Source organism: Pantoea sp. CFCC18179 (assembly GCF_059412405.1).
Genome location: NZ_JBNBPM010000025.1, coordinates 1 through 25,956 on the forward strand (window position 1 = coordinate 1; position 25,956 = coordinate 25,956).

Annotated in this window: 22 protein-coding genes and 1 riboswitch; of the genes, 6 read left to right on the forward strand and 16 right to left on the reverse strand. The window is 52.8% G+C overall.

Translation table 11 applies throughout. The features are described from left to right. The first annotated feature begins 488 nt into the window (after positions 1-488). Both purH and purD read left to right on the forward strand, forming a co-directional pair. On the forward strand, positions 489-2,078 hold the full coding sequence (gene purH, locus ACPUC7_RS23695; RefSeq protein ID WP_494924792.1) for a bifunctional phosphoribosylaminoimidazolecarboxamide formyltransferase/IMP cyclohydrolase: 1,590 nt from the start codon (positions 489-491) through the stop codon (positions 2,076-2,078). Between the two features lie 18 nt (positions 2,079-2,096). Further along, complete coding sequence (gene purD / locus ACPUC7_RS23700) at positions 2,097-3,377, forward strand: phosphoribosylamine--glycine ligase (protein WP_494924793.1); 1,281 nt, start codon at positions 2,097-2,099, stop codon at positions 3,375-3,377. A gap of 39 nt (positions 3,378-3,416) precedes the next feature. On the opposite strand, the gene ACPUC7_RS23705 is transcribed toward purD, so the two are convergent. The 6 genes from ACPUC7_RS23705 to nudC form a co-directional block, all read right to left on the reverse strand. Further along, on the reverse strand, positions 3,417-4,082 hold the full coding sequence (locus ACPUC7_RS23705) for a DUF1481 domain-containing protein (RefSeq protein ID WP_494924794.1): 666 nt from the start codon (positions 4,080-4,082) through the stop codon (positions 3,417-3,419). Between the two features lie 69 nt (positions 4,083-4,151). Next, positions 4,152-4,424, reverse strand: a complete 273-nt coding sequence (gene hupA, locus ACPUC7_RS23710; protein ID WP_343554609.1) for a nucleoid-associated protein HU-alpha — start codon at positions 4,422-4,424, stop codon at positions 4,152-4,154. Between the two features lie 187 nt (positions 4,425-4,611). Next, a complete protein-coding gene (locus tag ACPUC7_RS23715) occupies positions 4,612-5,202 on the reverse strand; it encodes a YjaG family protein (protein WP_343554608.1) in 591 nt (196 codons plus the stop codon). Positions 5,203-5,264: 62 nt separating this feature from the next. Then, entirely contained in the window at positions 5,265-5,933 is a 669-nt protein-coding gene (nfi, locus tag ACPUC7_RS23720; RefSeq protein ID WP_494924795.1) for a deoxyribonuclease V, read from the reverse strand. Positions 5,934-5,935: 2 nt separating this feature from the next. Continuing rightward, complete coding sequence (hemE, locus tag ACPUC7_RS23725; RefSeq protein ID WP_343554606.1) at positions 5,936-7,003, reverse strand: uroporphyrinogen decarboxylase; 1,068 nt, start codon at positions 7,001-7,003, stop codon at positions 5,936-5,938. Between the two features lie 39 nt (positions 7,004-7,042). Next, entirely contained in the window at positions 7,043-7,816 is a 774-nt protein-coding gene (gene nudC, locus ACPUC7_RS23730) for an NAD(+) diphosphatase (protein ID WP_494924796.1), read from the reverse strand. 88 nt (positions 7,817-7,904) lie between these two features. Here nudC and rsd point away from each other — a divergent pair, with 88 nt between their 5' ends. From rsd to thiE, 3 genes are all read left to right on the forward strand, one after another. After that, a complete protein-coding gene (rsd, locus tag ACPUC7_RS23735) occupies positions 7,905-8,411 on the forward strand; it encodes a sigma D regulator (RefSeq protein ID WP_494924797.1) in 507 nt (168 codons plus the stop codon). A gap of 234 nt (positions 8,412-8,645) precedes the next feature. Beyond that, a riboswitch (TPP riboswitch) is annotated at positions 8,646-8,746 on the forward strand. Between the two features lie 90 nt (positions 8,747-8,836). Beyond that, positions 8,837-10,762: a phosphomethylpyrimidine synthase ThiC gene (gene thiC / locus ACPUC7_RS23740; RefSeq protein ID WP_494924798.1), complete on the forward strand. Its 1,926-nt coding sequence runs from the start codon at positions 8,837-8,839 to the stop codon at positions 10,760-10,762. Beyond that, positions 10,759-11,406 carry a thiamine phosphate synthase gene (gene thiE / locus ACPUC7_RS23745; protein ID WP_494924799.1) on the forward strand — a complete coding sequence of 216 codons (648 nt, stop codon included), beginning with the start codon at positions 10,759-10,761 and terminating at the stop codon, positions 11,404-11,406. The genes thiC and thiE overlap by 4 nt, the downstream gene beginning before the upstream one ends. Positions 11,407-11,559: 153 nt before the next feature. Here the strand turns inward: thiE and ACPUC7_RS23750 are convergent, their stop codons facing one another. After that, the gene (locus ACPUC7_RS23750; protein WP_494924800.1) at positions 11,560-13,014 is read right to left on the reverse strand and encodes an aminotransferase-like domain-containing protein; all 1,455 of its coding nucleotides are present in this window, start codon (positions 13,012-13,014) and stop codon (positions 11,560-11,562) included. Between the two features lie 175 nt (positions 13,015-13,189). On the opposite strand from ACPUC7_RS23750, the gene ACPUC7_RS23755 reads away from it, so the two are divergent. Next, positions 13,190-13,378, forward strand: coding sequence for a DUF1127 domain-containing protein (locus ACPUC7_RS23755; RefSeq protein ID WP_343554600.1), 189 nt, complete (start codon positions 13,190-13,192; stop codon positions 13,376-13,378). Positions 13,379-13,461: 83 nt separating this feature from the next. Here the strand turns inward: ACPUC7_RS23755 and rpoC are convergent, their stop codons facing one another. The 9 genes from rpoC to ACPUC7_RS23800 form a co-directional block, all read right to left on the reverse strand. Next, positions 13,462-17,685, reverse strand: coding sequence for a DNA-directed RNA polymerase subunit beta' (gene rpoC, locus ACPUC7_RS23760; RefSeq protein ID WP_494924801.1), 4,224 nt, complete (start codon positions 17,683-17,685; stop codon positions 13,462-13,464). 78 nt (positions 17,686-17,763) lie between these two features. Continuing rightward, on the reverse strand, positions 17,764-21,792 hold the full coding sequence (rpoB, locus tag ACPUC7_RS23765) for a DNA-directed RNA polymerase subunit beta (RefSeq protein WP_494924802.1): 4,029 nt from the start codon (positions 21,790-21,792) through the stop codon (positions 17,764-17,766). Positions 21,793-22,122: 330 nt separating this feature from the next. Beyond that, positions 22,123-22,485, reverse strand: coding sequence for a 50S ribosomal protein L7/L12 (gene rplL / locus ACPUC7_RS23770; RefSeq protein WP_494924803.1), 363 nt, complete (start codon positions 22,483-22,485; stop codon positions 22,123-22,125). A 66-nt stretch (positions 22,486-22,551) separates the two neighbouring features. Further along, positions 22,552-23,049 (reverse strand): 50S ribosomal protein L10, encoded by a 498-nt coding sequence (rplJ, locus tag ACPUC7_RS23775; protein WP_007886294.1) that lies wholly within the window; start codon positions 23,047-23,049, stop codon positions 22,552-22,554. A 347-nt stretch (positions 23,050-23,396) separates the two neighbouring features. After that, the gene (gene rplA, locus ACPUC7_RS23780; RefSeq protein WP_494924804.1) at positions 23,397-24,101 is read right to left on the reverse strand and encodes a 50S ribosomal protein L1; all 705 of its coding nucleotides are present in this window, start codon (positions 24,099-24,101) and stop codon (positions 23,397-23,399) included. Positions 24,102-24,104: 3 nt separating this feature from the next. After that, positions 24,105-24,533 carry a 50S ribosomal protein L11 gene (gene rplK / locus ACPUC7_RS23785; RefSeq protein WP_008108393.1) on the reverse strand — a complete coding sequence of 143 codons (429 nt, stop codon included), beginning with the start codon at positions 24,531-24,533 and terminating at the stop codon, positions 24,105-24,107. A 148-nt stretch (positions 24,534-24,681) separates the two neighbouring features. After that, positions 24,682-25,227, reverse strand: coding sequence for a transcription termination/antitermination protein NusG (gene nusG, locus ACPUC7_RS23790; RefSeq protein WP_007886300.1), 546 nt, complete (start codon positions 25,225-25,227; stop codon positions 24,682-24,684). A 1-nt stretch (position 25,228) separates the two neighbouring features. Beyond that, positions 25,229-25,612, reverse strand: a complete 384-nt coding sequence (secE, locus tag ACPUC7_RS23795; RefSeq protein ID WP_008108388.1) for a preprotein translocase subunit SecE — start codon at positions 25,610-25,612, stop codon at positions 25,229-25,231. A gap of 228 nt (positions 25,613-25,840) precedes the next feature. After that, positions 25,841-25,956, reverse strand: a 116-nt coding sequence (locus tag ACPUC7_RS23800) for an EF-Tu C-terminal domain-related protein (protein ID WP_459077140.1), incomplete at its 5' end; no start/stop codon positions are given.

The window sequence follows — 25,956 nt, forward strand, 5'->3', positions numbered from 1 at the left end:
TTGTCTGATAAATTGTTAAAGAGCGTTGCGAGCAGCGGCTGAACCGTCTGTCGCGAGGTGGCGTATATTACGCTTTCCTCCTTCGGAGTCAAACACTTTTTTCAGCGTTTTCATCCGGCGGAAGTTCTTTCGAATCTTCCTATCGAACACCGTATTCCGTAAACCGTTGTGCCGTGTCGATGGAGGCGCATTATAGGGAGTTGTTCGCAGCACGCAACCGCTAAATTCAATAAAAACAACTGTTCGCTGCATTCCACAGCAAAACCCCGCCTTATACGCAGTTACACACACACTTATCCACACTCCATCGCACAAATGAATTTAGGCGAGCATCACGCAAACGTTTTCGCTACAATGCCCGGCGACGTCAAGGATGCCCCTTTTGGGGCGTTACATGAGGCAAGTCTTCTCTTCTATATAGAAGAGAAACACTAAGCTTGATGTAACGCTCTTTATTACGCGAAACAAAGCCAAGGGATAAAACCACCATGCAACAACGTCGTCCAGTACGCCGCGCTCTGCTCAGTGTCTCAGACAAAGCCGGCATCCTCGAATTTGCTCAGGCACTCTCCAGTCGTGGTGTTGAGCTGCTCTCCACAGGCGGTACTGCACGTCTGCTGGCAGATGCGGGCCTGCCCGTCACTGAAGTTTCTGACTACACCGGTTTTCCGGAAATGATGGATGGACGCGTCAAAACGCTGCACCCGAAAGTGCACGGCGGTATTTTGGGTCGTCGCGGTCAGGATGATGCCATCATGGCCGAGCATGCCATCAACCCAATCGACATGGTGGTAGTAAACCTTTATCCCTTTGCCCAAACTGTGGCTAAACCGGATTGCTCGCTGGCTGATGCAGTCGAGAACATCGATATCGGCGGTCCAACCATGGTTCGCTCTGCGGCCAAAAACCATAAAGACGTAGCGATTGTGGTGAAGAGCAGCGACTACGCAGCCATCATTGCCGAGCTGGATGCCAACGAAAACTCACTGACGCTGGAAACGCGTTTCGATCTGGCCATCAAAGCCTTCGAACATACCGCCGCCTACGACAGTATGATTGCCAACTACTTCGGTAGCCTGGTTCCGGCCTATCACAGCGACAGCAAAGAACCTGCTGGCCGCTTCCCACGCACGCTGAACCTCAACTTCATTAAGAAGCAGGATATGCGTTACGGCGAAAACAGCCATCAGGATGCCGCCTTCTATATAGAAGAGAATGTGGCTGAAGCCTCTGTCGCCACGGCGCAGCAAGTTCAGGGTAAAGCACTCTCTTACAACAACATCGCCGATACTGATGCCGCACTAGAGTGCGTGAAAGAGTTTGATGAAGCAGCTTGTGTGATCGTCAAACACGCCAACCCGTGTGGCGTGGCCGTTGGCGGTTCGATTCTCGACGCTTACGAACGTGCCTACAAAACTGACCCGACTTCCGCTTTCGGCGGTATCATCGCCTTCAACCGCGAGCTGGACGAAGCGACCGCGCAGGCAATCATCAGCCGTCAATTTGTTGAAGTGATCATCGCGCCATCAGCCAGCGAAGCGGCGCTGAAAGTCACTGCCACTAAGCAGAATGTCCGCGTTCTGGTATGTGGTCAGTGGCAAGGTCGCGTATCGGCGTTGGATTTCAAACGCGTGAACGGTGGCATATTGGTGCAGGATCGCGATCTGGGGATGGTGGATGCCAGCCAGTTGCGCGTGGTCAGCAAGCGCCAGCCAAGCGAGCAGGAACTGCGTGATGCGCTGTTCTGCTGGAAAGTGACGAAGTTCGTCAAGTCTAACGCCATCGTCTATGCGCGTGACAATATGACCATCGGGATAGGCGCCGGCCAGATGAGCCGTGTTTACTCAGCCAAAATTGCCGGTATCAAAGCTGCTGACGAAGGTCTGGAAGTCAAAGGTTCAGCCATGGCTTCTGACGCCTTCTTCCCGTTCCGCGACGGCATCGACGCCGCGGCAGCTGTCGGCATCACCTGCGTAATTCAGCCAGGCGGTTCAATTCGTGATGATGAAGTGATTGCCGCTGCCGACGAGCACGGTATCGCGATGATCTTCACCGACATGCGTCATTTCCGCCATTAATCGTTGGGAACAGTACAGATGAAAATTTTAGTAATTGGTAATGGCGGACGTGAACACGCTTTGGCGTGGAAAGCAGCACAGTCACCGCTGGCTGAAACCGTGTTTGTCGCGCCAGGCAATGCCGGAACCGCACTGGAGCCGGCTCTGCAAAACGTGGCAATCAGCGCCACCGATGTGCCCGCACTGCTGGCCTTTGCGCAGAAAGAAAATATCGACCTGACCATCGTTGGCCCTGAAGCGCCGTTAGTGATTGGTGTCGTTGATGCATTCCGCGCCGCCGGTCTGAAAATCTTCGGCCCAACTCAAGCGGCTGCGCAGTTAGAAGGTTCTAAAGCCTTCACTAAAGATTTCCTGGCACGTCAGCAGATCCCAACCGCTGAATACCAGAACTTCACCGAAGTGGAACCCGCGCTGGCGTATCTGCGTGAGAAAGGCGCGCCAATCGTGATTAAAGCCGACGGACTCGCAGCAGGTAAAGGCGTGATCGTGGCGATGGAACTGGCTGAAGCGGAAGCAGCTGTGCAGGATATGCTGGCTGGTAACGCGTTCGGCGATGCCGGTCACCGCATCGTGATTGAAGAATTCCTTGATGGCGAAGAAGCCAGCTTTATCGTGATGGTCGATGGCAACAATGTGCTGCCAATGGCCACCAGCCAGGATCACAAACGCGTCGGCGATGGCGATACCGGCCCGAATACCGGCGGCATGGGAGCGTATTCTCCCGCGCCAGTGGTTACCGACGAGATCCACCAGCGCGTGATGGATCAGATCATCTGGCCAACCGTGAACGGCATGAAAGCAGAAGGCAACATCTATACCGGTTTCCTGTATGCCGGTTTGATGATCGACAAAGCTGGTCAGCCAAAAGTGATCGAGTTCAACTGCCGTTTCGGCGATCCAGAAACACAGCCGATCATGTTGCGTCTGCAATCGGATCTGGTTGAGCTGTGTCTGGCAGCGACTGACGGCAAATTGGATCAACAAACCTCGCAGTGGGATCCGCGCCCTTCACTGGGTGTTGTTCTGGCTGCTGGCGGTTATCCGGGCGACTACAACACGGGCGATCAGATCCACGGCCTGCCGCTGGAAGAAGTGCCAGATGGCAAAGTATTCCATGCCGGTACCACCATGAAAGACGATCTCGTTGTGACCAACGGCGGGCGCGTGCTGTGTGTAACCGCGTTGGGTGAAGATGTTGCCGCGGCGCAGAAGAACGCCTATGCGCTGGCGCAACATATTTCGTGGGATGGCAGCTTCTGCCGCCGCGATATCGGTTACCGCGCGATTAACCGCAAGTAAGCATTACAAGGGGCACCGCGTGTGCCCCTTATCATTTCGTCAGAAATCACTCTCTTGCGGCTGCCAGCTGCATTCATCCTCTGAAGTTGCACGCAGCAGTTGTATCCCTTCCGGCGCTTCCAGCCACGACACCATTAATGGCGCAGATTGACTTAGCTGTTGGCGACTCAGCGTAGCCAGCGTTGAACTATCGAAACCAACACTGACCACTTTACCGCTGCAATCACGCACTTGCGTGCCACCCAGCCAATGGCCCTGGTTCAACAACACGCGGCCACTCAGCAACGCATTGCTTTGGTCCAGCATGCGCTGCGCATCGAAGCGGTATAGCTCAATGCTATCGGCGCTGACCGCTTCACGCCGCCCGGCGAGCTGACGCTGCATGAAATTGAGATTGCCTTGATGATCGAAGCGCAAAGTCACATCGTCTGGCTGCGCGCCTGCAACGTGGCGCTCCACGCTAATCAGCTGCTGTTGCTGCCAATTGTAATCGGTGGTTTCCATCGCATCGCCATTGAACGGCGTGAAAACGGTGCGCAGATGAACGGTTTGATGATCGCTATTTTTGCGCCAGATGCGCACGGTGCCGCGGTCGGCCAAATAGCCGCTCGCCGTAAAGGCAGGAAGATCAGGAGTGGAACTACAGCCAGTGAGTAATGCTGCGAATAACAGGCCGTAAACGCGCTGAGAAAGGAGTTTCAGCATGGCAGGCTCCAGGCAACAAAAAGGGGCGTTAACGCCCCTTCTTTTAAAGCTAAACCGCAATGCGGAAACTTACTTAACAGCGTCTTTCAGAGCTTTGCCTGAGACGAACGCTGGCACGTTAGCCGCAGCGATTTTGATCTCTTTGCCAGTCTGCGGGTTGCGACCGGTACGCTCAGCGCGGTGGTTCACTTTAAAAGTACCAAAACCAACCAGTTGTACAGCATCACCTTCTTTCAGAGACTCAGTGATCGCAGCCAGGGTAGATTCCAGCGCAGTTTTAGCCTGGGCTTTAGACAGGTCAGCTTTCTCTGCGATCACATCAATCAGTTGAGTCTTGTTCATAAGTTATCCTTAAAGTGTATTTATCGCTTGCTAAGCAACGGGTACGCGGGAAAAGCCATTAAAAGCCTTGTTCAGCCAGCACGCACCGATAGCCACAATTTTCAGCCCCCCAAATGTAGACCAGACAGGGGGCCGATGTGAAGCCTCCAGGCGCGGTAATTCAGGCCTGAAGTCACGTTTTCTTGCCTTATTGCTGAAAAAGTATACCGATGTTACTGATTCCCGCTTCACGCAGGTCAGAACGCAGGCCTTTAATCAATTCTAAGTCGCGCTCTTCGCACTCTGACAACAGGCGGAAAATCTCCCACTGCAAGTCCCATTCATCAATCACAGCCTGGTTTTCACGCAGCTCTTCATCGCTCATTTCACGACCGGCTTGCGTCATTTCCAGGATGGCAACGGTCGTAATTGACGTGCGGCTGACTTCCACCGCGTGCTCCAGCGTTTCACCGCTGAGCTGAGCATGCAGCAATTCACTCAGTGCCACGCAAGCATCAATCGCTGGGTGCACGCCATAAACCTCAAAATCATCGCCATCGGGAATGGCGGCTTCCAGTTTTTCCAACTGCGTATCGAAATTGATTTTGGCGTCTTTCACCGTCAGGCTTTCCCAGATCAGATCGAGGATGCGGCGGTAGAGCTGCGGATCGGCAAATTCGGTCTGCTGACAGAAAGCCCAATAATTGGGGAACATACGTTCGCAGAGGCAGGCCATAAAGGTCATATGCTGCCAGCTTTCCAGCTTCGCCATACGCAAATGGACGGGATTCTGTAACATCAAACTTACTCTCAATAGGTTAGCTGGCGGCAGTGTACCGCAAAAGTTAGGCGCAAACAGCGCTAACGCGCATTTTGCCAACGCAGATACGCCGGACGCCCCGAAGCGACGGCATCTGCCCAGCGCGTAGGTTCCGGCAGACGATAACCCTTAGTGCAGGCCTCTACCCAATGCAACGCGCTGTCGATGCTCACGCGATGGCCGGTCGAGATAAACAGCGGATTGCAGCGCGCTTTGCTGCGCCACACCCAACCAATCTGTTCACCTTTATCGATCAACGGTTGGCGGCTGCCCGGTTCAGCAGCCAGATCAGCAAAGCGGCCACACAAGCGCTTCTTCGCCACGCCGATGGTCGGGACATCCACCAGCGAACCGAAATGCGCAGCCACACCGAGGCGACGCGGATGGGAAATACCGTGACCATCCACAAAGAGCAGATCGGGTTTCAACGAAAGCTGCCGCCACGCCGCTTGCAGCGCCGGCATTTCACGGAAGGATAGGAAGCCAGGAATATACGGCATGGTGGTAGCAATACGCGCGATGCGATGCTCCACCAGCGTTAAAGAGGGATACTCGAGGATAACCAAGGCGGCGCGGGTGATCTCGCCGCCCTGTTCAAAACCGACATCTGCGCCGCCAATCAAACGCGGCGGCAACACATCGAAATCATCTTGCCGCACCACGTCAGCAGCGCGTTGCAGTTGTTCCTGCCGTAATGCGGCTAAATCCATTCTCAACCCTGATGATAAGGACGCGACAAACGATGTACCGCTTCGACAAACGCGCCAGCGTGTTCCGGTGGCACATCAGGATGGATGCCGTGGCCGAGATTGAACACGTGGCCTTCGCCCGCGCCAAACCCCTCAAGAATGCCTGCAACTTCCTGCTCAATACGCGCTGGCGGCGCATACAGCATGGAAGGATCCATGTTGCCTTGCAGCGCAACTTTATCGCCTACACGGCGACGCGCATCGGCAATATCCGTGGTCCAATCGAGTCCCAACGCATCGCAGCCGGTTGCGGCCATCGCTTCGAGCCATTGGCCGCCACCTTTGGTGAACAGCGTAATCGGTACGCGGCGACCTTCATTCTCATGCAGCACGCTATCGACGATTTTGTGCATGTAATACAACGAAAACTCGCGGTAATCGCGCCCGGTCAGCACGCCGCCCCAGGTATCAAATACCATGACCGACTGCGCGCCGGCTTTGATCTGGGCGTTGAGATAAAGAATGACGCTGTCCGCCAGCTTATCCAGCATCAGATGCAGGGTTTGCGGATCGGCATACATCATCTTTTTGATTTTGGTAAAGGCTTTGCTGCTGCCGCCTTCCACCATATAAGTCGCCAGTGTCCACGGGCTGCCAGAGAAACCGATCAGCGGCACTTCGCCTTTCAGGTTATGGCGAATGGTGCGTACCGCATTCATCACATAACCGAGTTCTTGCTCAGGATCGGGCACCGGCAGCTTTTCGACATCGGCACGGCAGGTGATCGGATTGGAAAAACGCGGGCCTTCGCCAGTTTCGAAATAGAGACCAAGTCCCATCGCATCGGGAATGGTGAGGATATCGCTGAAGAGGATCGCGGCGTCCAGCGCATAGCGGCGCAGCGGTTGCAGCGTGACTTCACACGCCAGCTCAGCGTTCTTACACAGCGACATAAAATCACCGGCCTCAGCGCGCGTGGCTTTGTACTCCGGCAAATAGCGCCCAGCTTGTCGCATCATCCATACCGGCGTGACATCTACCGGCTGACGTAACAGGGCGCGCAGATAACGATCGTTCTTCAGTTCACTCATAATGGGCTCTCTCATGCTAAGGCCGGCAGTGTAGCATTTTCACGCCGCGCTGGCGCGACACAGGGCAACGGTATCTTCAATCAAACGACGCGCAACCGTGCCGGGCGGCGGTAACAGCGGCAGATCGTCGTAGCGATACCAACCGGCATCCAGCAGCTCTTTGCCGTCGTGTTGCAACTCGCCGCCGTCATATTCCGCCATGTAGGCCATCATTAATGAATGCGGGAACGGCCACGGTTGGGAAGTCACATAGCGCACATTTTTCACTCGCACATTGCTCTCTTCCATCACTTCGCGCGCCACCGCTTGTTCCAGGGTTTCGCCCACTTCGACAAAGCCTGCCAGCACGGTATAAATGTTGTTGCGATGACGAGCATGATTGGCGAGCAGAATTTCATCGCCACGACGGATGGCGACAATAATGCAGGGCGCAATTTGTGGGTAATAACGTTCACGGCAGTGATGACATAAGCAGGCAAATTCACGCTTACTGAGATGCATTTCATGGCCGCAGTAACCGCACCAGCGATGCGAGCGGTAGAACTCCGCCAGCTGCACGCCGCGTCCGGCGATCTGAAACAGCCCAACATCTTCATCAATCAATTGACGCACTGAAGCCATGCTATCCGGCCTTGATTGACGCACCAGCCACACATTTTCGCCCTGCCATTCGCCAATCAAAATCCCGTCGCTGCCATCCAGTCCAAACTCGCTGGATAAGCCATGCGGCAGCTCGCCCTGCGGCAACCAAAGTTTTTGCTCGTGGCTGACAACCCACCAACCAGCGTCTAAGCTTGAGATCTCACGTTGCATCTTAATCGTTGTCCTTAGCGTCAACTCGCACGCTGAAACCCTAATATTAAGTGTGTAATTAACAACTATAACCTACCTGGAGCCCCATATGCTTACCCAGTTAGATGACCTGACAGAGCGAGTAGGTGGCGGTAATGAATTGGTCGATACGTGGCTGCGCGCCCGTCGACAACTGCTCGTCACCTACTACGAGCTGATTGGCTTGAAGCCGCAAAAAGATGCCCTAACTGCGCTGGATGAACAAGCGCTGGATGCATTTTGTCACAACCTGGTGGATTACCTTTCTACCGGCCATTTCAGCGTGTATGAACACATTGTCAGCGAGATGCAGGGTGATAGCCCATTGTTGGTTGCCGCGCAGATTTATCCGGCACTTGAGGCCAATACCGATCGCATCATGCAGTTGTATGACGGCCATTTGCAGCAGGCGATTAATGACGATAACTGCACGGGGTTTCAGCAGGCGTTATCGGAAGTTGGCGAAGTGCTGGAATCGCGTTTTACGTTGGAAGACAAGTTGGTGCAGCTGGCGTGGGAACATCAACTGGCGCGCCCGCCGGTAGCCAATGACAGCCACATCGCCCGCCCGGCCTAAATCGCAAAAATTGTAAAATACTTGTTATTCCCAAAAAGCCCTCTTATGCTGAATGGGCTTTTTTAATGCCTTTTTATGGCCTTGAAGAGCCAAATTTTGCGATATAAGCGTAGCGTGCGCAGATAGTTCGCGCTCGGACAGCGCGCAGGGACCGGAGCGTACACGAAGTACGTGACGGTCACGAGCACTGCCCAGGCGTGAAATAGCAAGCAAAGCAGCTTATATCGTAAAACTAACACCTTGTCGGAGTGCCCTTAGGGGCTGAGACCGTTAATTCGGGATCCGCGGAACCTGATCAGGCTAGTACCTGCGAAGGGAACAAGAGTAAATATTATCAGCACGCTGCAAGCTGGCGCCCAGCATCGTCGCTGTTACTCCTTCCGAACTCTGGACAAGCAACTTCCCACTTACACAGGAAACTTGCTATGTCTGCTGCTAAAACGTCACGTCGTGAGCAACGCGCGCAAGCGCAAGAATTTATCGATTCACTACAGGGAACCGCCTTCCCTAACTCCAAACGCATCTGGATCACCGGCAGCCGTGCAGATATTCGCGTGCCGATGCGCGAGATTCAGCTCAGCCCCACGCATATTGGCGGCACGAAAGATAACCCGCAATATGAGCAGAACGAACCCGTTCCGGTATATGACACCGCTGGTGCTTATGGCGATCCCGATGCCAAAATCGATGTGCATCAGGGATTAGCCAAGCTGCGCGCCGCGTGGATTGATGAACGTGGCGACAGTGAAACCATCCACCAGCTCAGTTCCAGTTACACGCAGCAGCGTTTAGCCGATGAAGGCCTCGACCATCTGCGCTTTGAGCATCTGCCACAACCGCGCCGTGCCAAAGCCGGTCGCCGCGTGACTCAACTGCACTATGCACGCCAGGGCATCATCACGCCGGAGATGGAATTCATTGCGGTGCGGGAAAACATGGGACGCGAGCGAATCCGGGGTGAAGTGTTATTGCAGCAACATCCCGGCCACAGTTTCGGCGCGCATTTGCCGGAAAATATCACCGCCGAATTCGTGCGCCAGGAAGTCGCCAGCGGCCGCGCCATCATTCCAAGTAACATCAACCACCCCGAATCCGAACCGATGATTATTGGCCGTAACTTTCTGGTGAAAGTGAATGCCAATATCGGCAATTCAGCGGTGAGTTCCTCCATTGAGGAAGAGGTGGAGAAACTGGTGTGGTCGACGCGTTGGGGTGCAGACACCGTGATGGATCTCTCAACCGGCCGCTATATTCATGAAACGCGCGAATGGATTCTGCGAAACAGTCCGGTGCCGATTGGCACAGTGCCGATTTATCAAGCGCTCGAAAAAGTGAACGGCGTGGCGGAAGATCTTAACTGGGAGATATTTCGCGACACCTTGCTGGAGCAAGCGGAGCAAGGCGTGGATTACTTCACCATTCATGCAGGCGTGCTGCTGCGCTATGTGCCGATGACCGCCAAACGCCTGACGGGCATTGTCTCGCGCGGTGGATCGATCATGGCGAAATGGTGCTTATCGCATCACACCGAAAGCTTCCTGTATCTGCATTTCCGTGAGATTTGTGAAATTTGTGCCGCCTATGATGTTGCCTTGTCGTTGGGCGATGGCTTGCGTCCCGGCTCGATTCAGGATGCCAACGATGAAGCGCAATTTGCGGAACTGCACACGCTGGGCGAGCTGACCAAAATCGCCTGGGAATATGATGTGCAGGTGATGATTGAAGGTCCGGGACATGTGCCGATGCAGATGATTCGCCGCAATATGACCGAACAACTGGAACACTGCCATGAAGCGCCGTTTTATACGCTTGGCCCATTAACCACCGATATCGCGCCCGGTTACGATCATTTCACTTCTGGCATTGGTGCGGCAATGATCGGTTGGTTTGGCTGCGCTATGTTGTGCTACGTGACGCCCAAAGAACACTTGGGTTTGCCAAATAAAGAAGACGTAAAACAAGGGCTGATCACCTACAAGATCGCTGCGCACGCCGCGGATCTGGCAAAAGGCCATCCCGGTGCGCAGATCCGCGACAATGCGATGTCCAAAGCGCGATTCGAATTCCGCTGGGAAGATCAGTTCAATCTGGCGCTCGATCCGCACACCGCTCGCGCCTATCACGATGAAACCTTGCCGCAAGAGTCAGGAAAAGTCGCGCATTTCTGCTCAATGTGCGGCCCGAAATTCTGCTCAATGAAAATTACCCAGGAAGTGCGCGAATTTGCCGCCCGCCAACAGGCTGAAGCCCAGCCCATTGAGATTGGCATGGCGCAAATGTCGGATGCCTTCCGCAATCATGGTGGCGAGCTTTACCACGCTGCCGATGCACTTAAAAAGGAAAAAGTATGACTGACGCCTTCCCAGCCACATCCCGGAAACTGGGGCTGTATCCGGTAGTTGATAGCGTGGAGTGGATTGCGCGCCTGCTTGAAGCGGGGGTGCGCACCATCCAGCTGCGTATCAAAGATTGCCAGGATCACGAAGTAGAAGATGCTGTGCGCGAGGCGATTGCACTTGGCAAACAGTATCGTGCCCGCCTGTTTATCAATGATTACTGGCGTTTAGCCATTAAATACAACGCTTACGGCGTGCATCTTGGCCAGGAAGATCTGGATGTTGCTGACTTAGCCGCCATTCGTCAGGCCGGATTACGCCTTGGCTTATCGACGCATGATGATGCCGAGCTGGATCGCGCGCTGGCATTGCGCCCTTCGTACATTGCACTGGGGCACATCTATCCGACGCAAACCAAAGATATGCCCTCAGCCCCACAAGGCGTGGTGGAATTAAAACGTCATCTGGCGCGTTTGCAGGATGTATCAACCGTGGCGATTGGCGGAATTTCGCTGGCGCGCGTACCTGAAGTGCTCGCGACTGGCGTGGGCAGCATTGCGGTAGTCAGTGCAATTACCCAAGCGGCAGACTGGCGCGCGGCAACCGAGGAACTGCTGGCGCTAGTGGAAAATGGAACGCCATCCGCAGAAGCGATGTAATGCACTGTAAGGCGAGCAAGTATGCTGGAATCTGTCACGTATCGTTCTAAAGAGACGACTAGCGTGATTTCCAGACAAGATTAAAGTGTGCCTGCCCGCTGTCGCTTGCAGCGGGCCAGGGCTGGTTCTAACCTCTTCCAGCCCTGCCTTTCTTTAAATAGTCAGGGAGGAAGCATGCACAGTTTCAATACCACAGGCCATCATGGCACGCTCCACTGCGGCACCGAGTTTGGCAATCGCCTGCTCAGTGTGCTCGTTTATTGGCAAACCGTAGTTCAGGCGCAAGCAATTGCGATATTTACCCGATGCCGAAAACAGGGATCCTACCGCGACCTGTATTTTCAGCTCACGCAATTCGCTATTCAGCTTTATCGCATCAAACGCTTCGGGCAGCTCGATCCACATCAGGAAACTACCTTGCGGTCGTGACACACAGATTCCGCATGGAAAATAGTGGCGTACCCAGCAGCTAAAGGTTTCGTAATTGCGCTGGTAAACCTGGCGCATACGGCGCAGATGCGGCAAATAATGGCCAAGGCGAATAAACTCCGCCACCGCGTGTTGCGCCTGCGTCGCTGTAGAACCGGTGCTGATGTATTTCATATGCAGCACACGATCGCGATAACGTCCCGGCGCAACCCAACCCACGCGCAATCCCGGCGCCAAAGTTTTCGAAAACGAACTGCACAACAACACACGGCCATCGTTATCCAGCGACTTAATGGTAATCGGACGTGGATATTCCCACGCCAACTCGCCATACACTTCGTCTTCAATAATTGCCGCATCAAAACGCTGCGCCAACGTCAGCAGTGCACGTTTGCGAGCTTCGGGCATGATGAATCCCAGCGGGTTATTGCAGTTTGGCACCACGACTACGGCTTTGACCGGCCATTGCTCGAAGGCCAATTCCAGCGCTTCCAGGCTGATACCTGTTACCGAATCAGTAGGAATCTCGATGGCGCGAATGCCAAAACCACGCAAAGTCTGCATGGTGCCGTGAAAAGTTGGCGATTCAACAGCGATGATGTCACCAGCCTGACAAGTCGCGCGGATCGAAATCGACAACGCTTCGTGACAGCCGGTGGTAATAACAATATCTTCCGCTGTGAGCTGGCAGCCGCTGTCGATGGTCAAGCGCGCCACCTGCTCACGCAATGCCGCCACGCCGAGCAAGCTATCATAGTTGAGTTGATCGATATCCTGCTTCTGCGCCATGCGACTCTGTATTTTCCACAGCGGTTTCAACGTTGGCTGCGTCAAATCGGGTATCCCGCTTCCGAGTTGCAATACATCGTTGCTGGTACGACTGCTGAGCAACTCCAGCACCGACTCCCACTGCGTGATCTCCACCGGGCGCTGAGCAGGACGTGTCAACGCCGGAACCGGCGGCGTGGCTTTGCGCGTGGCGACAAAATAGCCCGAACGCGGCTGCGGCACGATAAGCTGCTTCTCTTCCAACAGATGATAAGCCTGCTGCACGGTGCTGATACTCACGCCATGCTCAAGGCTTAATGTACGCACCGATGGTAAGCGCTCGCCGCTGCGATACAGCCCTTGCTCAATACGATCGGAAAGCAAGCAGGCTAAATGTTGGTAACGTGTCATCGTATGCCTCGGCCAGTCATTATCGAAAGAAAACCAGTACAGATGGCATTTATTATTACCATTCAGATCCATTAGAGCGCAATCTGTATGTTAAAGATAAGTGATTTTTGCATCTGTATCGTAACGTGCAGGAAATAGACAATGCTCCTCAGGCAACCTACTGAGGGCAAGGATTATGGAATTCGATCAGAATCGTGCAGCAAAACCGTTCAACGTCACTTTGCTGGATATTTTTCGTGGTGCAGTACGCATGGTCAAAAGCTGGAAGGCTCGGCGTGAAACCGCCCGCATCCTCTCGCAGTTAAGTGACAACCAGTTACGCGACATTGGGCTGACGCGCCAGGATATTTGCCGCAAGTTATAGCGACTTTGAGCCTTACCAATATTGAGGCGAAAAAAAACCCTGCCGAGGCAGGGTTTTTTATTGGCTAAGCTTTAGCGGACGAATTACTCGTCGTCGCTTCCACCCAAGCCTGCGTTCAGCAATTCAGCCAGGCTAGCAGAGGCTTCATCCGCAGTAACCTGCGGTGCAACCGGCACTTCACCCGCAGAGCGGCGACGCATACGATCCTGGTGATAAGCATAACCGGTACCGGCTGGGATCAGACGACCCACGATTACGTTCTCTTTCAGGCCGCGCAGTTCATCACGCTTACCTGCAACTGCTGCTTCGGTCAGGACACGTGTAGTTTCCTGGAACGATGCTGCAGAGATGAACGATTCGGTTGCCAGTGACGCTTTGGTGATACCCAGCAGATCGCGCATGAAGGTCGCGCCGATTTTGCCATTTGCTTCAAGTTCACGGTTAGAGATCTTGATGCGTGAGTATTCAGCCTGCTCACCTTCCAGGAAGTCAGTGCTTCCCACGCTCGAGATGGTTGCTTTACGCAGCATCTGACGAACGATGACTTCAATGTGTTTATCGTTAATCTTAACGCCTTGCAGACGGTAAACTTCCTGCACTTCGTTAGTGATGTAACGGGTCACAGCATGGACGCCACGCAGACGCAGGATGTCGTGCGGAGACTCTGGGCCGTCAGATACGACGTCACCACGTTCCACGCGCTCACCTTCGAATACGTTAAGCTGACGCCATTTTGGAATCATCTCTTCGTACGGATCGCTACCATCAACCGGCGTGATCACCAGACGACGCTTACCTTTGGTCTCTTTACCGAAGGAGATGATACCGCTAATCTCCGCCAGGATTGCTGGCTCTTTCGGACGACGCGCTTCGAACAAGTCAGCAACGCGCGGCAGACCACCGGTAATATCCTTGGTACCGCCAGATTCCTGCGGAACACGCGACAGCGTATCACCGGCACTGATCTTAACGCCATCTTCCAACTGGACAATCGCTTTGCCCGGCAGGAAGTACTGAGCTGGCATATCGGTACCAGGAATCAGAACATCATTACCATTGGCATCAACGATTTTCAGCGCAGGACGCAGATCTTTACCGCCCGCAGTACGTTCTGCAGAATCCAGAACCACCAGCGATGACAGACCGGTCAGGTCATCAGTCTGACGAGTAATCGTCTGACCGTCGATCATGTCAGTGAAGCGAATGAAACCGCCCACTTCGGTGATGACCGGCATGGTATGCGGATCCCAGTTTGCTACGGTTTCGCCCGCTGCAACCTGCTCGCCATCACCTTTAGCCATGACCGCACCGTAAGGCACTTTATAGCTCTCTTTGGTACGACCGAACTCGTCGATCATTTTCAGCTCAACGTTACGTGAAACGATAACCAGCTTCCCTGAGGAGTTGGTTACTGACTTCGCGTTGGTCAGCTTGATAGTACCTTTGTTCTTCACCTGGATGCTGGATTCAGCAGCCGCACGAGATGCCGCACCACCGATGTGGAACGTACGCATCGTCAGCTGAGTACCCGGCTCACCGATGGACTGTGCTGCGATAACACCGATGGCCTCACCTTTATTGATGATGTGACCACGTGCCAGATCGCGACCGTAGCAGTGTGCGCACACACCGAAGTCGGTTTCACAGCCAACAACCGAACGCACTTTGATCGCATCGACTGAATTCAGTTCGATCACATCACACCAGTGCTCATCGATCAGGGTGTTACGCGGAATCAGGATGTCCGCAGTGCCCGGCTTCAGAACGTCTTCCGCAGTCACACGACCCAGAACACGCTCACGCAGTGGCTCTTTAACGTCGCCACCTTCGATGACCGGAGTCATCATGATGCCTTCGAACGTGCCGCAGTCATCTTCGGTAACAACCAGATCCTGTGCAACGTCTACCAGACGACGCGTCAGATAACCGGAGTTAGCGGTTTTCAGTGCGGTATCCGCAAGACCTTTACGCGCACCGTGCGTCGAGATGAAGTACTGGAGTACGTTCAGACCTTCACGGAAGTTCGCGGTGATCGGCGTTTCGATGATTGAGCCATCTGGCTTAGCCATCAGACCACGCATACCGGCCAGCTGACGAATCTGTGCTGCAGAACCACGCGCACCGGAGTCGGCCATCATGTAGATGCTGTTGAACGAAACCTGCTGCTCTTCTACGCCATCACGGTTGATAACGGTTTCAGTTTGCAGGTTATCCATCATCGCTTTGGAAACGCGTTCGTTAGCGGCGGCCCAAATATCGATAACTTTGTTGTAACGTTCGCCAGCAGTTACCAGACCAGACTGGAACTGTTCCTGAATCTCAGCAACTTCCGCTTCCGCTTCGGCTACGATTTCCGCTTTCTTCGCTGGGATTACCATGTCGTCGATACCTACAGAGGCACCTGAACGGGCTGCGTAAGCAAAACCGGTGTACATGGTCTGGTCAGCAAAGATAACGGTCGGCTTCAGGCCCAGGATGCGGTAACAGGTGTTCAGCATCTTGGAAATCGCTTTCTTACCCAACGCCTGGTTGACGATGGAGTAAGGCAGGCCTTTCGGTACGATCATCCACAGAATCGCACGACCAATGGTGGTGTCGATAATGCTGGTTTTCGCAACGAACTCTTCCTGCTCGTTCTTTGTGTATTCGGTGATACGCACTTTAACGCGTGCATGCAGCTCGGCCAAGCCAGCGCGGTAAACACGCTCAGCTTCTTTCGGGCCAGTCAGCACCATGCCTTCGCCTTTGGCGTTCACTTTGTCGCGGGTCATGTAGTACAGACCCAAAACAACGTCCTGAGAAGGAACGATGATTGGCTCGCCGTTCGCTGGTGACAGAATGTTGTTGGTCGACATCATCAGCGCACGCGCTTCCAGCTGGGCTTCCAGCGTCAGCGGTACGTGAACAGCCATCTGGTCACCATCGAAGTCGGCGTTATATGCCGCACAAACCAGCGGGTGCAGCTGGATGGCTTTACCTTCGATCAGAACCGGTTCAAACGCCTGGATACCCAAACGGTGCAGAGTTGGTGCACGGTTCAGCAGTACCGGGTGCTCACGGATCACTTCGTCCAGGATATCCCAAACGACAGCTTCTTCGCGCTCAACCATTTTCTTAGCGGCTTTGATGGTGGTGGCCAGGCCACGCAGTTCCAACTTGCCATAGATGAATGGTTTGAACAGCTCAAGAGCCATTTTCTTCGGCAGACCGCACTGATGCAGACGCAGGTATGGACCAACGGTGATGACTGAACGACCAGAGTAGTCAACACGTTTACCCAACAGGTTCTGACGGAAACGACCCTGCTTACCTTTGATCATGTCTGCCAGAGATTTCAGCGGACGCTTGTTCGAGCCAGTGATGGCGCGACCACGACGGCCGTTATCCAGCAGTGCATCAACCGCTTCCTGCAACATACGTTTTTCGTTACGTACGATGATATCTGGCGCAGCCAGATCCAGCAGGCGTTTCAGACGGTTGTTACGGTTGATCACACGACGATACAGATCGTTCAGATCTGACGTTGCGAAACGACCACCATCCAGCGGTACCAGCGGACGCAGATCTGGCGGCAGAACCGGCAGAACGGTCAGGATCATCCACTCTGGCTTGTTACCAGACTGAACGAACGCTTCCAGCAACTTAATACGCTTGGTCAGCTTCTTACGTTTGGTCTCGGAGTTGGTTTCGTTCAGCTCTTCACGCAGCTGCTCGCACTCTTGCTCCAGATCCATATTTTTCAGCAGCGCCTGGATAGCTTCCGCACCCATCTTCGCGTCAAATTCGTCACCGAACTCTTCCAGCGCGTCAAGGTACTGCTCTTCGGTCAGAATCTGACGTTTTTCCAGGTTGGTCATGCCGCCTTCGATCACCACATATGATTCGAAGTACAGCACGCGCTCGATATCACGCAGCGGCATATCCAGCAGCAAGCCGATACGCGAAGGCAGTGATTTCAGGAACCAAATGTGCGCAGTTGGTGAAGCCAACTCAATGTGGCCCATGCGCTCACGACGTACTTTGGTCTGTGTAACTTCAACGCCACACTTCTCACAGATCACGCCGCGATGTTTCAAACGCTTGTACTTACCGCACAGGCATTCGTAATCTTTTACCGGTCCAAAAATACGGGCGCAGAAAAGACCGTCACGCTCCGGCTTGAAGGTACGGTAGTTAATGGTTTCCGGCTTTTTAACTTCACCAAAAGACCATGAACGGATCATGTCTGGCGAAGCCAGAGCAATTTTGATCGCATCAAACTCTTCGGTCTTAGTTTGCGCTTTCAGAAACTTAAGTAAGTCTTTCACGGATTAGCTCCCGTCGGAGTGGAACTCTCAGGGACGCGCACCCGAAGTGCACGTCCCGTAACCAGTACTTGCGAGTACTTACTCGTCTTCCAGCTCGATGTTGATACCCAGCGAGCGAATCTCTTTCAACAGTACGTTGAAGGATTCCGGCATGCCCGGTTCCATCTGATGGTTGCCGTCAACGATGTTTTTATACATCTTCGTACGGCCGTTAACGTCATCAGATTTAACGGTAAGCATTTCCTGCAGGGTATACGCGGCACCGTATGCTTCCAGTGCCCACACTTCCATCTCACCGAAGCGCTGTCCACCGAACTGCGCTTTACCACCCAGCGGCTGCTGAGTAACCAAGCTGTAAGAACCGGTAGAACGCGCATGCATCTTGTCGTCGACCAAGTGGTTCAGTTTCAGCATGTACATGTAACCTACGGTTACCTGACGCTCAAACTGCTCACCGGTACGGCCATCAAACAAGGTGATCTGACCGGAAGAAGGCAAACCGCCAAGCTGCAACAGCTCTTTGATTTCGCTCTCTTTCGCACCATCAAATACCGGAGTCGCGATTGGCATACCCTTCTTCAGGTTTTCTGCCAGACGCAGTACTTCGTCATCTGTGAAGGTGTTCAGGTCAACTTTCTGACGCACATCAGTACCCAGATCGTAAGCACGCTGAATGAAATCACGCAGTTTAGAAACTTCTTCCTGCTTCTTCAGCATCGCATTGATCTTCTCACCAATGCCTTTTGCCGCCATACCTAAGTGAGTTTCCAGGATCTGACCGATGTTCATACGCGATGGTACGCCCAGCGGGTTCAGTACGATGTCGACCGGCGTACCGTTCTCATCGTAAGGCATGTCTTCGATTGGGTTAATCTTAGAGATAACACCCTTGTTACCGTGACGACCTGCCATCTTGTCACCAGGCTGGATCTGACGTTTAACGGCCAGATACACCTTAACGATTTTCAGCACGCCAGGTGCCAGATCATCGCCTTGAGTGATTTTGCGACGCTTAGCTTCGAGTTTCTTCTCAAACTCGTGCTTCAATTCGTCATACTGCTCAGCCAGCTGCTCCAGAGAATTCTGCTTCTCTTCGTCAGTCAGGCCCAGTTCCAACCAGCGCTCACGTGGCAGTTTGTCCAGCTTCTCAGCTTCAACACCACCAGAGATCAGTACTGCCTGGATACGACCAAACAGGCCCGCTTCGAAGATCTGCAATTCTTCAGACAGGTCTTTCTTAACCTGCTTAAGCTGCATTTCTTCAATTTCCAGCGCGCGCTTGTCTTTTTCCACGCCATCACGGGTGAAGACCTGCACGTCGATAACAGTACCGGATACGCCGTTCGGTACGCGCAGTGACGAATCTTTCACGTCAGAGGCTTTTTCACCGAAGATCGCACGCAGCAGCTTTTCTTCTGGCGTCAGCTGGGTTTCACCTTTCGGTGTTACCTTACCAACCAGAATGTCGCCACCGGTCACTTCCGCACCGATATACACGATGCCGGATTCATCCAGTTTAGAAAGCGCAGCTTCACCCACATTCGGGATATCAGCGGTGATCTCTTCTGGCCCCAGCTTGGTGTCACGAGACACACATGCCAGTTCCTGGATGTGAATGGTGGTGAAACGGTCTTCCTGTACCACACGCTCAGAAACGAGGATGGAGTCTTCGAAGTTGTAACCGTTCCATGGCATGAACGCCACGCGCATGTTCTGACCCAATGCCAGTTCACCGAGATCGGTAGACGGGCCGTCAGCCAGCACGTCGCCACGTTCAATCGGCTCACCCAGGTTTACACACGGCATCTGGTTGATGCAGGTGTTCTGGTTAGAACGGGTGTATTTGGTCAGGTTGTAGATGTCGATACCCGCTTCGCCCGGATACATCTCTTCTTCGTTAACTTTGATAACGATACGAGAAGCATCAACGTACTGAACGGTACCACCACGTTTCGCGACAGCGGTTACACCGGAGTCAACCGCTACAGCGCGTTCCATACCAGTACCAACCAGCGGCTTATCAGCTCGCAGAGTTGGAACTGCCTGACGTTGCATGTTCGCACCCATCAAGGCGCGGTTAGCATCATCGTGCTCCAGGAACGGGATCAGTGATGCACCGACAGAAACCACCTGCTGGGTGGAAACGTCCATGTAGTCAACTTGATCGCGGCTGAACAGGCTTGATTCACCTTTGCTACGGCAAGTGACGAGATCGTCAACAAAGCTGCCATCTTCTGCAAGGTTGGTGTTCGCCTGAGCGATAACGTAATTACCCTCTTCAATCGCAGAGAGGTAATGAATTTCATCACTCACTTTGCCGTCAACAACGCGACGATACGGAGTTTCGAGGAAACCGTATTCGTTAGTCTGCGCGTAAACAGAGAGTGAGTTAATCAGACCGATGTTCGGGCCTTCTGGCGTTTCGATAGGACATACACGACCGTAGTGGGTTGGGTGTACGTCACGTACTTCGAAGCCAGCACGCTCACGAGTCAGACCGCCTGGGCCCAGTGCAGAGATACGACGTTTGTGCGTAATCTCAGACAACGGGTTGTTCTGGTCCATGAACTGTGACAATTGGCTTGAACCGAAGAACTCTTTCACCGCCGCCGAGATTGGCTTGGCGTTGATCATGTCCTGCGGCATCAATGTGTCAAGATCGCCCAGAGACAGACGTTCTTTAACTGCACGCTCAACACGCACCAGACCTACACGGAACTGGTTTTCTGCCATTTCGCCAACAGAACGAATACGACGGTTGCCGAGGTGATCGATATCATCCACTTCACCGATACCGTTACGGATACCGATAAGTTTCTTCATCACTTCGATGATGTCTTCTTTGCTCAGGATGCCTGAACCTTCGATTTCATCACGTAGCAGAGAACGGTTGAACTTCATGCGGCCTACCGCAGAAAGATCGTAACGATCTTCAGAGAAGAACAGGTTCTCGAACAGGTTTTCAGCGGCTTCACGCGTCGGTGGCTCACCAGGACGCATCATGCGGTAGATCTCAACCAGCGCGCTCAAGCGATCGTTGGTTGGGTCAACACGCAGGGTCTCGGAGATATATGCACCGTGATCCAGGTCGTTGGTGAACAGAGTTTCGATGCGCTTGTGGCCCGACTGGCTCAGTTTCGCCAGCAGATCCAGAGACAATTCCATGTTGGCAGGAACGATCAGCTCACCGGTGTTCAGATCAACGTAGTCTTTAGCAACGACTTTGCCCGCGATGTATTCGACTGGCACTTCAATATGCTGAATGCTGTCTTTTTCCAGCTGACGGATATGGCGCGCAGTGATGCGACGACCTTTCTCAACGTAGACCGTGCCGTTGGCTTCGATATCGAAGGAGGCGGTTTCACCACGCAGGCGCTCTGGCACCAGTTCCATCTGCAGTTTGTTGTCGCGAATTTCATAAACAACTTTGTCAAAGAACAGATCAAGGATTTGTTCTGAGGTGAAGTTTAACGCGCGCAGAATGATACTGGCCGGCAGCTTACGACGACGGTCAATACGGACGAAGAGGTTGTCTTTCGGGTCAAACTCGAAGTCGAGCCATGAACCGCGGTAAGGGATAATACGTGCGTTATACAGCACTTTACCGGAAGAGTGCGTTTTACCCTTATCGCTGTCGAAGAACACGCCAGGACTACGATGCAGCTGAGAAACGATAACACGCTCAGTACCGTTGATAACAAAGGTACCGTTGTCTGTCATGAGCGGAATTTCACCCATGTAGACTTCTTGTTCTTTAATGTCTTTTACGGTGCCTTCCGGCGCTTCGCGCTCGTAGATCACCAGACGCAGTTTCACACGCAGCGGTGCCGAATAGGTCACGCCACGGATCTGACATTCAGTTACGTCAAAGACCGGCTCACCCAAACGGTAGCTTACATATTGCAACTCAGAGTTGCCGCTATAGCTTGAGATTGGGAATACGGAGCGGAAGGCAGCTTCCAGACCGTATTGGCCTTCTGGATCTTGCTCGATAAACTTCTGGAACGAGTCAAGCTGGATAGAAAGGAGATAAGGTATGTCCAAGACTTGTGGACGTTTACCAAAATCCTTACGAATACGTTTTTTCTCGGTATAGGAGTAAACCATAGGGTTCCTCAGCTAGCTGACATGTCGAACCACGCTGTCCGTCCTGATAAGGACAGTTCATGCAACACTATTTTGTTTTTCATGCGATGCGGTGCACCCCATGCAATACATCTTTCTATCACTCTTAAATCATTTCATCGCCGTTGTGCAGGCAGGGAACCTTCACAGGAGAGCGGTATATTAAGGCGTCGATAGAAAAAGATATTGAAGAGGAGGGATGGACAAACAGTGCGAAACGCCATCACTCCCCTGTAGCGCAAAAAGGCTGGTGACCTTAAGAGTCACCAGCCATCAGCCTAAAGTTACTTAGGCTGCAACCCGAAGGTTGTCTTACTTAACTTCAACTTCAGCGCCAGCTTCTTTCAGCAGTGCTTCCAGAGCAGCTGCGTCATCTTTGCTGATGCCTTCTTTGATTGCGCCAGTAGCTTCAACCAGGTCTTTAGCTTCTTTCAAGCCCAGGCCAGTTGCAGTACGTACCGCTTTGATTACTGCGACTTTGTTAGCGCCAGCAGCTTTCAGAATTACGTCGAACTCAGTTTTCTCTTCAACAGCTTCAGCTGGGCCAGCAGCAACAGCTACAGCGGCAGCAGCAGAAACGCCGAATTTTTCTTCCATAGCAGAAACCAGCTCAACTACTTCCATTACGGACATAGCTGCAACAGCTTCCAGAATTTGGTCTTTAGTGATAGACATATCGATTGTTCCTAAAAATCAGAAAAAGTTTATACGTTAGCAAGCACGAAGGAAAAGAATTTGGCCTTAAGCCGCTTCTTTTGCATCGCGCACAGCAGCCAGAGTGCGAACCAGTTTGCCAGCAGCGGCTTCTTTCATGGTCGACATCAGACGTGCCAGTGCTTCTTCGTAAGTCGGCAGAGTTGCCAGACGGTCAATATTGGCCGCCGTGATCAGCTCACCTTCAAAGGCTGCAGCTTTGACCTCAAATTTTGCATTCGCTTTAGCGAAATCTTTGAACAGACGAGCAGCAGCGCCCGGGTGTTCCAAAGAATATGCAATCAGGGTCGGACCAACAAACGTGTCTTTCAGGCACTCAAAAGGAGTACCTTCAACGACGCGGCGCAGCAGGGTGTTACGAACAACACGCATGTAAACGCCAGCTTCACGACCTGCTTTACGCAGTTCGGTCATTTTATCAACGGTAACGCCGCGAGAATCCGCAACAACCGCTGAAAGCGCGCCTTTGGCTACTTCGCTAACTTCAGCAACAATCGCTTGTTTGCCTTGAAGATTTAATGCCATTAGCTTTGCTCCTGGATTAGCCGGGAATAATTTCCCGGAACTCACTTCACTCATTCACCCGGAAGTGATGAGCGCTATTACACGGTGAGCAGAATCCAGTGAAGAAAAAATTCTTTTTGGTTCTGTCACCGTCTACGCAGGGTATTAAGCAAGATATCTAGGATATTTCGCTCCTGCGGTCTCGGACGGAGGCCAGGATAAGGCCTGGCTCCAACCTAAGCAGCTGAATTATTGAGTTTTAAGGCTCGATGACTCAGTTACTTTGAATCTGGGTTCTGAGTTGAGTAATCAACCAGCACAACGGGCGTAAGATTCTAGATGAATTTTTCGCCCGTTACAAGCAGCAATTAGTTTGCTGATGCGCTCAGACCAGCCTGGTCAACGGCAACGCCGGCGCCCATGGTGGTAGAGATGCTAACTTTCTTGATGTACACGCCTTTCGCCTGTGATGGTTTTGCTTTTTTCAGCGCAATCAGCAGAGATTCCAGGTTTTCTTTCAATTTGTCTGCGTCAAAATCCACTTTACCGATGGTAGTGTGGATGATGCCGTTTTTGTCGTTACGGTAACGAACCTGACCTGCTTTAGCATTCTTAACTGCTTCAGCAACGTTAGGAGTTACAGTACCCACTTTAGGGTTTGGCATCAGACCGCGTGGGCCCAGAACCTGACCCAACTGGCCAACAACGCGCATTGCATCTGGAGATGCGATAACAACGTCAAAGTTCATTTCGCCTTTTTTGATCTGCTCAGCCAGGTCTTCCATACCAACCAGCTCTGCGCCAGCTGCTTTAGCAGCTTCAGCGTTTGCACCTTGGGTGAAGACGGCAACACGTACTGAACGACCAGTACCGTGTGGCAGAACGGTCGCGCCGCGTACGTTCTGATCAGATTTACGTGCATCGATGCCGAGGTTAACAGCAACGTCTACGCTCTCAACGAACTTAGCAGTAGCCAGTTCTTTCAACAGAGCAACAGCTTCGGTGATGTCGTACTGCTTGGTCGCGTCAACTTTGTCGCGAATTACGCTCATGCGCTTGGTCAGCTTAGCCATTTATTAATCCTCTACTACCAGGCCCATGGAACGAGCAGTACCTTCGATAGAGCGAGTCATCGCTTCTACGTCAGAACCAGTCATGTCCGCAGCTTTAGTTTCTGCGATTTCACGTACCTGAGCACGAGTCACTTTACCGACTTTATCTTTGTTCGGCTTACCAGAACCAGACTTGATGCCAGCTGCTTTTTTCAGCAGAACGGCAGCAGGAGGTGTCTTAGTAACGAAAGTGAAAGAACGGTCGCTGTATACGGTGATAACAACTGGAGTAGGCAGGCCTTTCTCCAGGGATTCAGTCTTAGCGTTGAACGCTTTGCAGAATTCCATGATGTTAACACCCTGCTGACCCAGTGCTGGACCAACAGGTGGGCTTGGGTTAGCCATACCAGCTGCAACTTGCAGCTTGACGTAGGCTTGTACTTTCTTGGCCATGATATTTCCTCTATTGGGTTTTAGCGCCTGGAAAACAGGCTCCCCGTGATAACGATTTACACGCTGTTAGCAGCGCATAAAAACAAAAGGCGCGAAATTATAGGTAAATTTCGCGCCTTCTGCAAGAGCTAAAAAGTGAACAAAAGGATTAACCTTTCTCCACCTGAGCGAAGTCGAGTTCCACAGGCGTTGCACGACCAAAGATGGAAACAGAGACTTTCAAGCGACTCTTTTCGTAGTCCACTTCTTCGACCACACCATTGAAGTCGGCAAATGGACCATCGCTGACGCGTACCATTTCGCCTGGCTCGAACAGCGTTTTTGGACGCGGCTTGTCACCAACCTGCTGCAGGCGGTTCATGATCGCATCAACTTCTTTATCACTGATTGGCGCAGGACGGTCAGAGGTACCGCCAATAAAGCCCATTACACGCGGTACACTGCGTACTAAATGCCAGCTGGCGTCATTCATCACCATCTGAACCAATACGTAGCCAGGGAAGAATTTACGTTCGCTTTTGCGACGCTGACCGCCACGGATTTCGACGACTTCTTCAGTCGGCACCATGACTTCGCCAAAAAGCTCTTCCATGTTGTGCAGTTTGATATGCTCGTGCAGCGATTTCGCTACGCGGGCTTCAAAACCGGAGAACGCCTGAACGACGTACCAGCGTTTTTTTGGAGCTTCAGACATCTCAGAACCTCAGGCCAGTGATAAACGATACCAGACGGACCAGAATACCATCCAGCCCCCACAAAATCAGTGACATCACGGCAGTTACCGCGGCGACGATTAACGTGGTGTGCAATGTTTCCTGGCGAGTTGGCCAAATGACCTTACGCATTTCGGTTCTTGCTTCACGAGCAAACGCTACAGTCGCTTTGCCTTTGATTGTCAGCAGTGCAATGCCGCCTGCAGCTGCAATCAACACAACGACAGCCAATGCACGCAGAGGCAGTGTTACATCGCGATAAATATAGTTGCCGACGATTGCCACCAGGAGCAAGGCGATCACAACGACCCACTTCATCGCTTCAAGGCCGCGCCCGCTTCCTTGAGCTTCGGTATTCGCACTCATAAACCAACCTGCCACAATAATTCAGAAACTATACTGCCCCGCAGTGCGAGGCATCCAAACCGAATGAGCTTTTGCAGCGTAACTCGGTATCCAACGCCGTAAAACAGAGCCTGTCTCAGCAATGATTATGGTGCAAAATCACTGATGAGCCAGGTTCTATACAACAGCGTGCAAAAAGGGCATCAAATGATGCCCTTTCCTTGTGCATTGCGTCAAATCTTATCGCAATTAAGCGATAATTTCAGCAACAACACCCGCACCAACAGTACGGCCGCCTTCACGGATTGCGAAACGCAGACCCTGATCCATCGCGATTGGCTTGATCAGAGTTACAGTCATTTTCA

Bases quoted from the DNA above. Each gene is read 5' to 3' on its own strand.
- rsd (WP_494924797.1), top strand. From the start codon at position 7,905: ATGCTTACCCAGTTAGATGACCTGACAGAGCGAGTAGGTGGCGGTAAT.
- nusG (WP_007886300.1), bottom strand. From the start codon at position 25,227: ATGTCTGAAGCTCCAAAAAAACGCTGGTACGTCGTTCAGGCGTTCTCC.
- rpoB (WP_494924802.1), bottom strand. From the start codon at position 21,792: ATGGTTTACTCCTATACCGAGAAAAAACGTATTCGTAAGGATTTTGGT.
- thiE (WP_494924799.1), top strand. From the start codon at position 10,759: ATGACTGACGCCTTCCCAGCCACATCCCGGAAACTGGGGCTGTATCCG.
- thiC (WP_494924798.1), top strand. From the start codon at position 8,837: ATGTCTGCTGCTAAAACGTCACGTCGTGAGCAACGCGCGCAAGCGCAA.
- rplL (WP_494924803.1), bottom strand. From the start codon at position 22,485: ATGTCTATCACTAAAGACCAAATTCTGGAAGCTGTTGCAGCTATGTCC.
- ACPUC7_RS23705 (WP_494924794.1), bottom strand. From the start codon at position 4,082: ATGCTGAAACTCCTTTCTCAGCGCGTTTACGGCCTGTTATTCGCAGCA.
- ACPUC7_RS23755 (WP_343554600.1), top strand. From the start codon at position 13,190: ATGGAATTCGATCAGAATCGTGCAGCAAAACCGTTCAACGTCACTTTG.
- rplJ (WP_007886294.1), bottom strand. From the start codon at position 23,049: ATGGCATTAAATCTTCAAGGCAAACAAGCGATTGTTGCTGAAGTTAGC.
- rplK (WP_008108393.1), bottom strand. From the start codon at position 24,533: ATGGCCAAGAAAGTACAAGCCTACGTCAAGCTGCAAGTTGCAGCTGGT.
- nudC (WP_494924796.1), bottom strand. From the start codon at position 7,816: ATGCAACGTGAGATCTCAAGCTTAGACGCTGGTTGGTGGGTTGTCAGC.
- purH (WP_494924792.1), top strand. From the start codon at position 489: ATGCAACAACGTCGTCCAGTACGCCGCGCTCTGCTCAGTGTCTCAGAC.
- ACPUC7_RS23715 (WP_343554608.1), bottom strand. From the start codon at position 5,202: ATGTTACAGAATCCCGTCCATTTGCGTATGGCGAAGCTGGAAAGCTGG.
- hemE (WP_343554606.1), bottom strand. From the start codon at position 7,003: ATGAGTGAACTGAAGAACGATCGTTATCTGCGCGCCCTGTTACGTCAG.
- hupA (WP_343554609.1), bottom strand. From the start codon at position 4,424: ATGAACAAGACTCAACTGATTGATGTGATCGCAGAGAAAGCTGACCTG.
- secE (WP_008108388.1), bottom strand. From the start codon at position 25,612: ATGAGTGCGAATACCGAAGCTCAAGGAAGCGGGCGCGGCCTTGAAGCG.
- rplA (WP_494924804.1), bottom strand. From the start codon at position 24,101: ATGGCTAAGCTGACCAAGCGCATGAGCGTAATTCGCGACAAAGTTGAC.
- purD (WP_494924793.1), top strand. From the start codon at position 2,097: ATGAAAATTTTAGTAATTGGTAATGGCGGACGTGAACACGCTTTGGCG.
- nfi (WP_494924795.1), bottom strand. From the start codon at position 5,933: ATGGATTTAGCCGCATTACGGCAGGAACAACTGCAACGCGCTGCTGAC.
- ACPUC7_RS23750 (WP_494924800.1), bottom strand. From the start codon at position 13,014: ATGACACGTTACCAACATTTAGCCTGCTTGCTTTCCGATCGTATTGAG.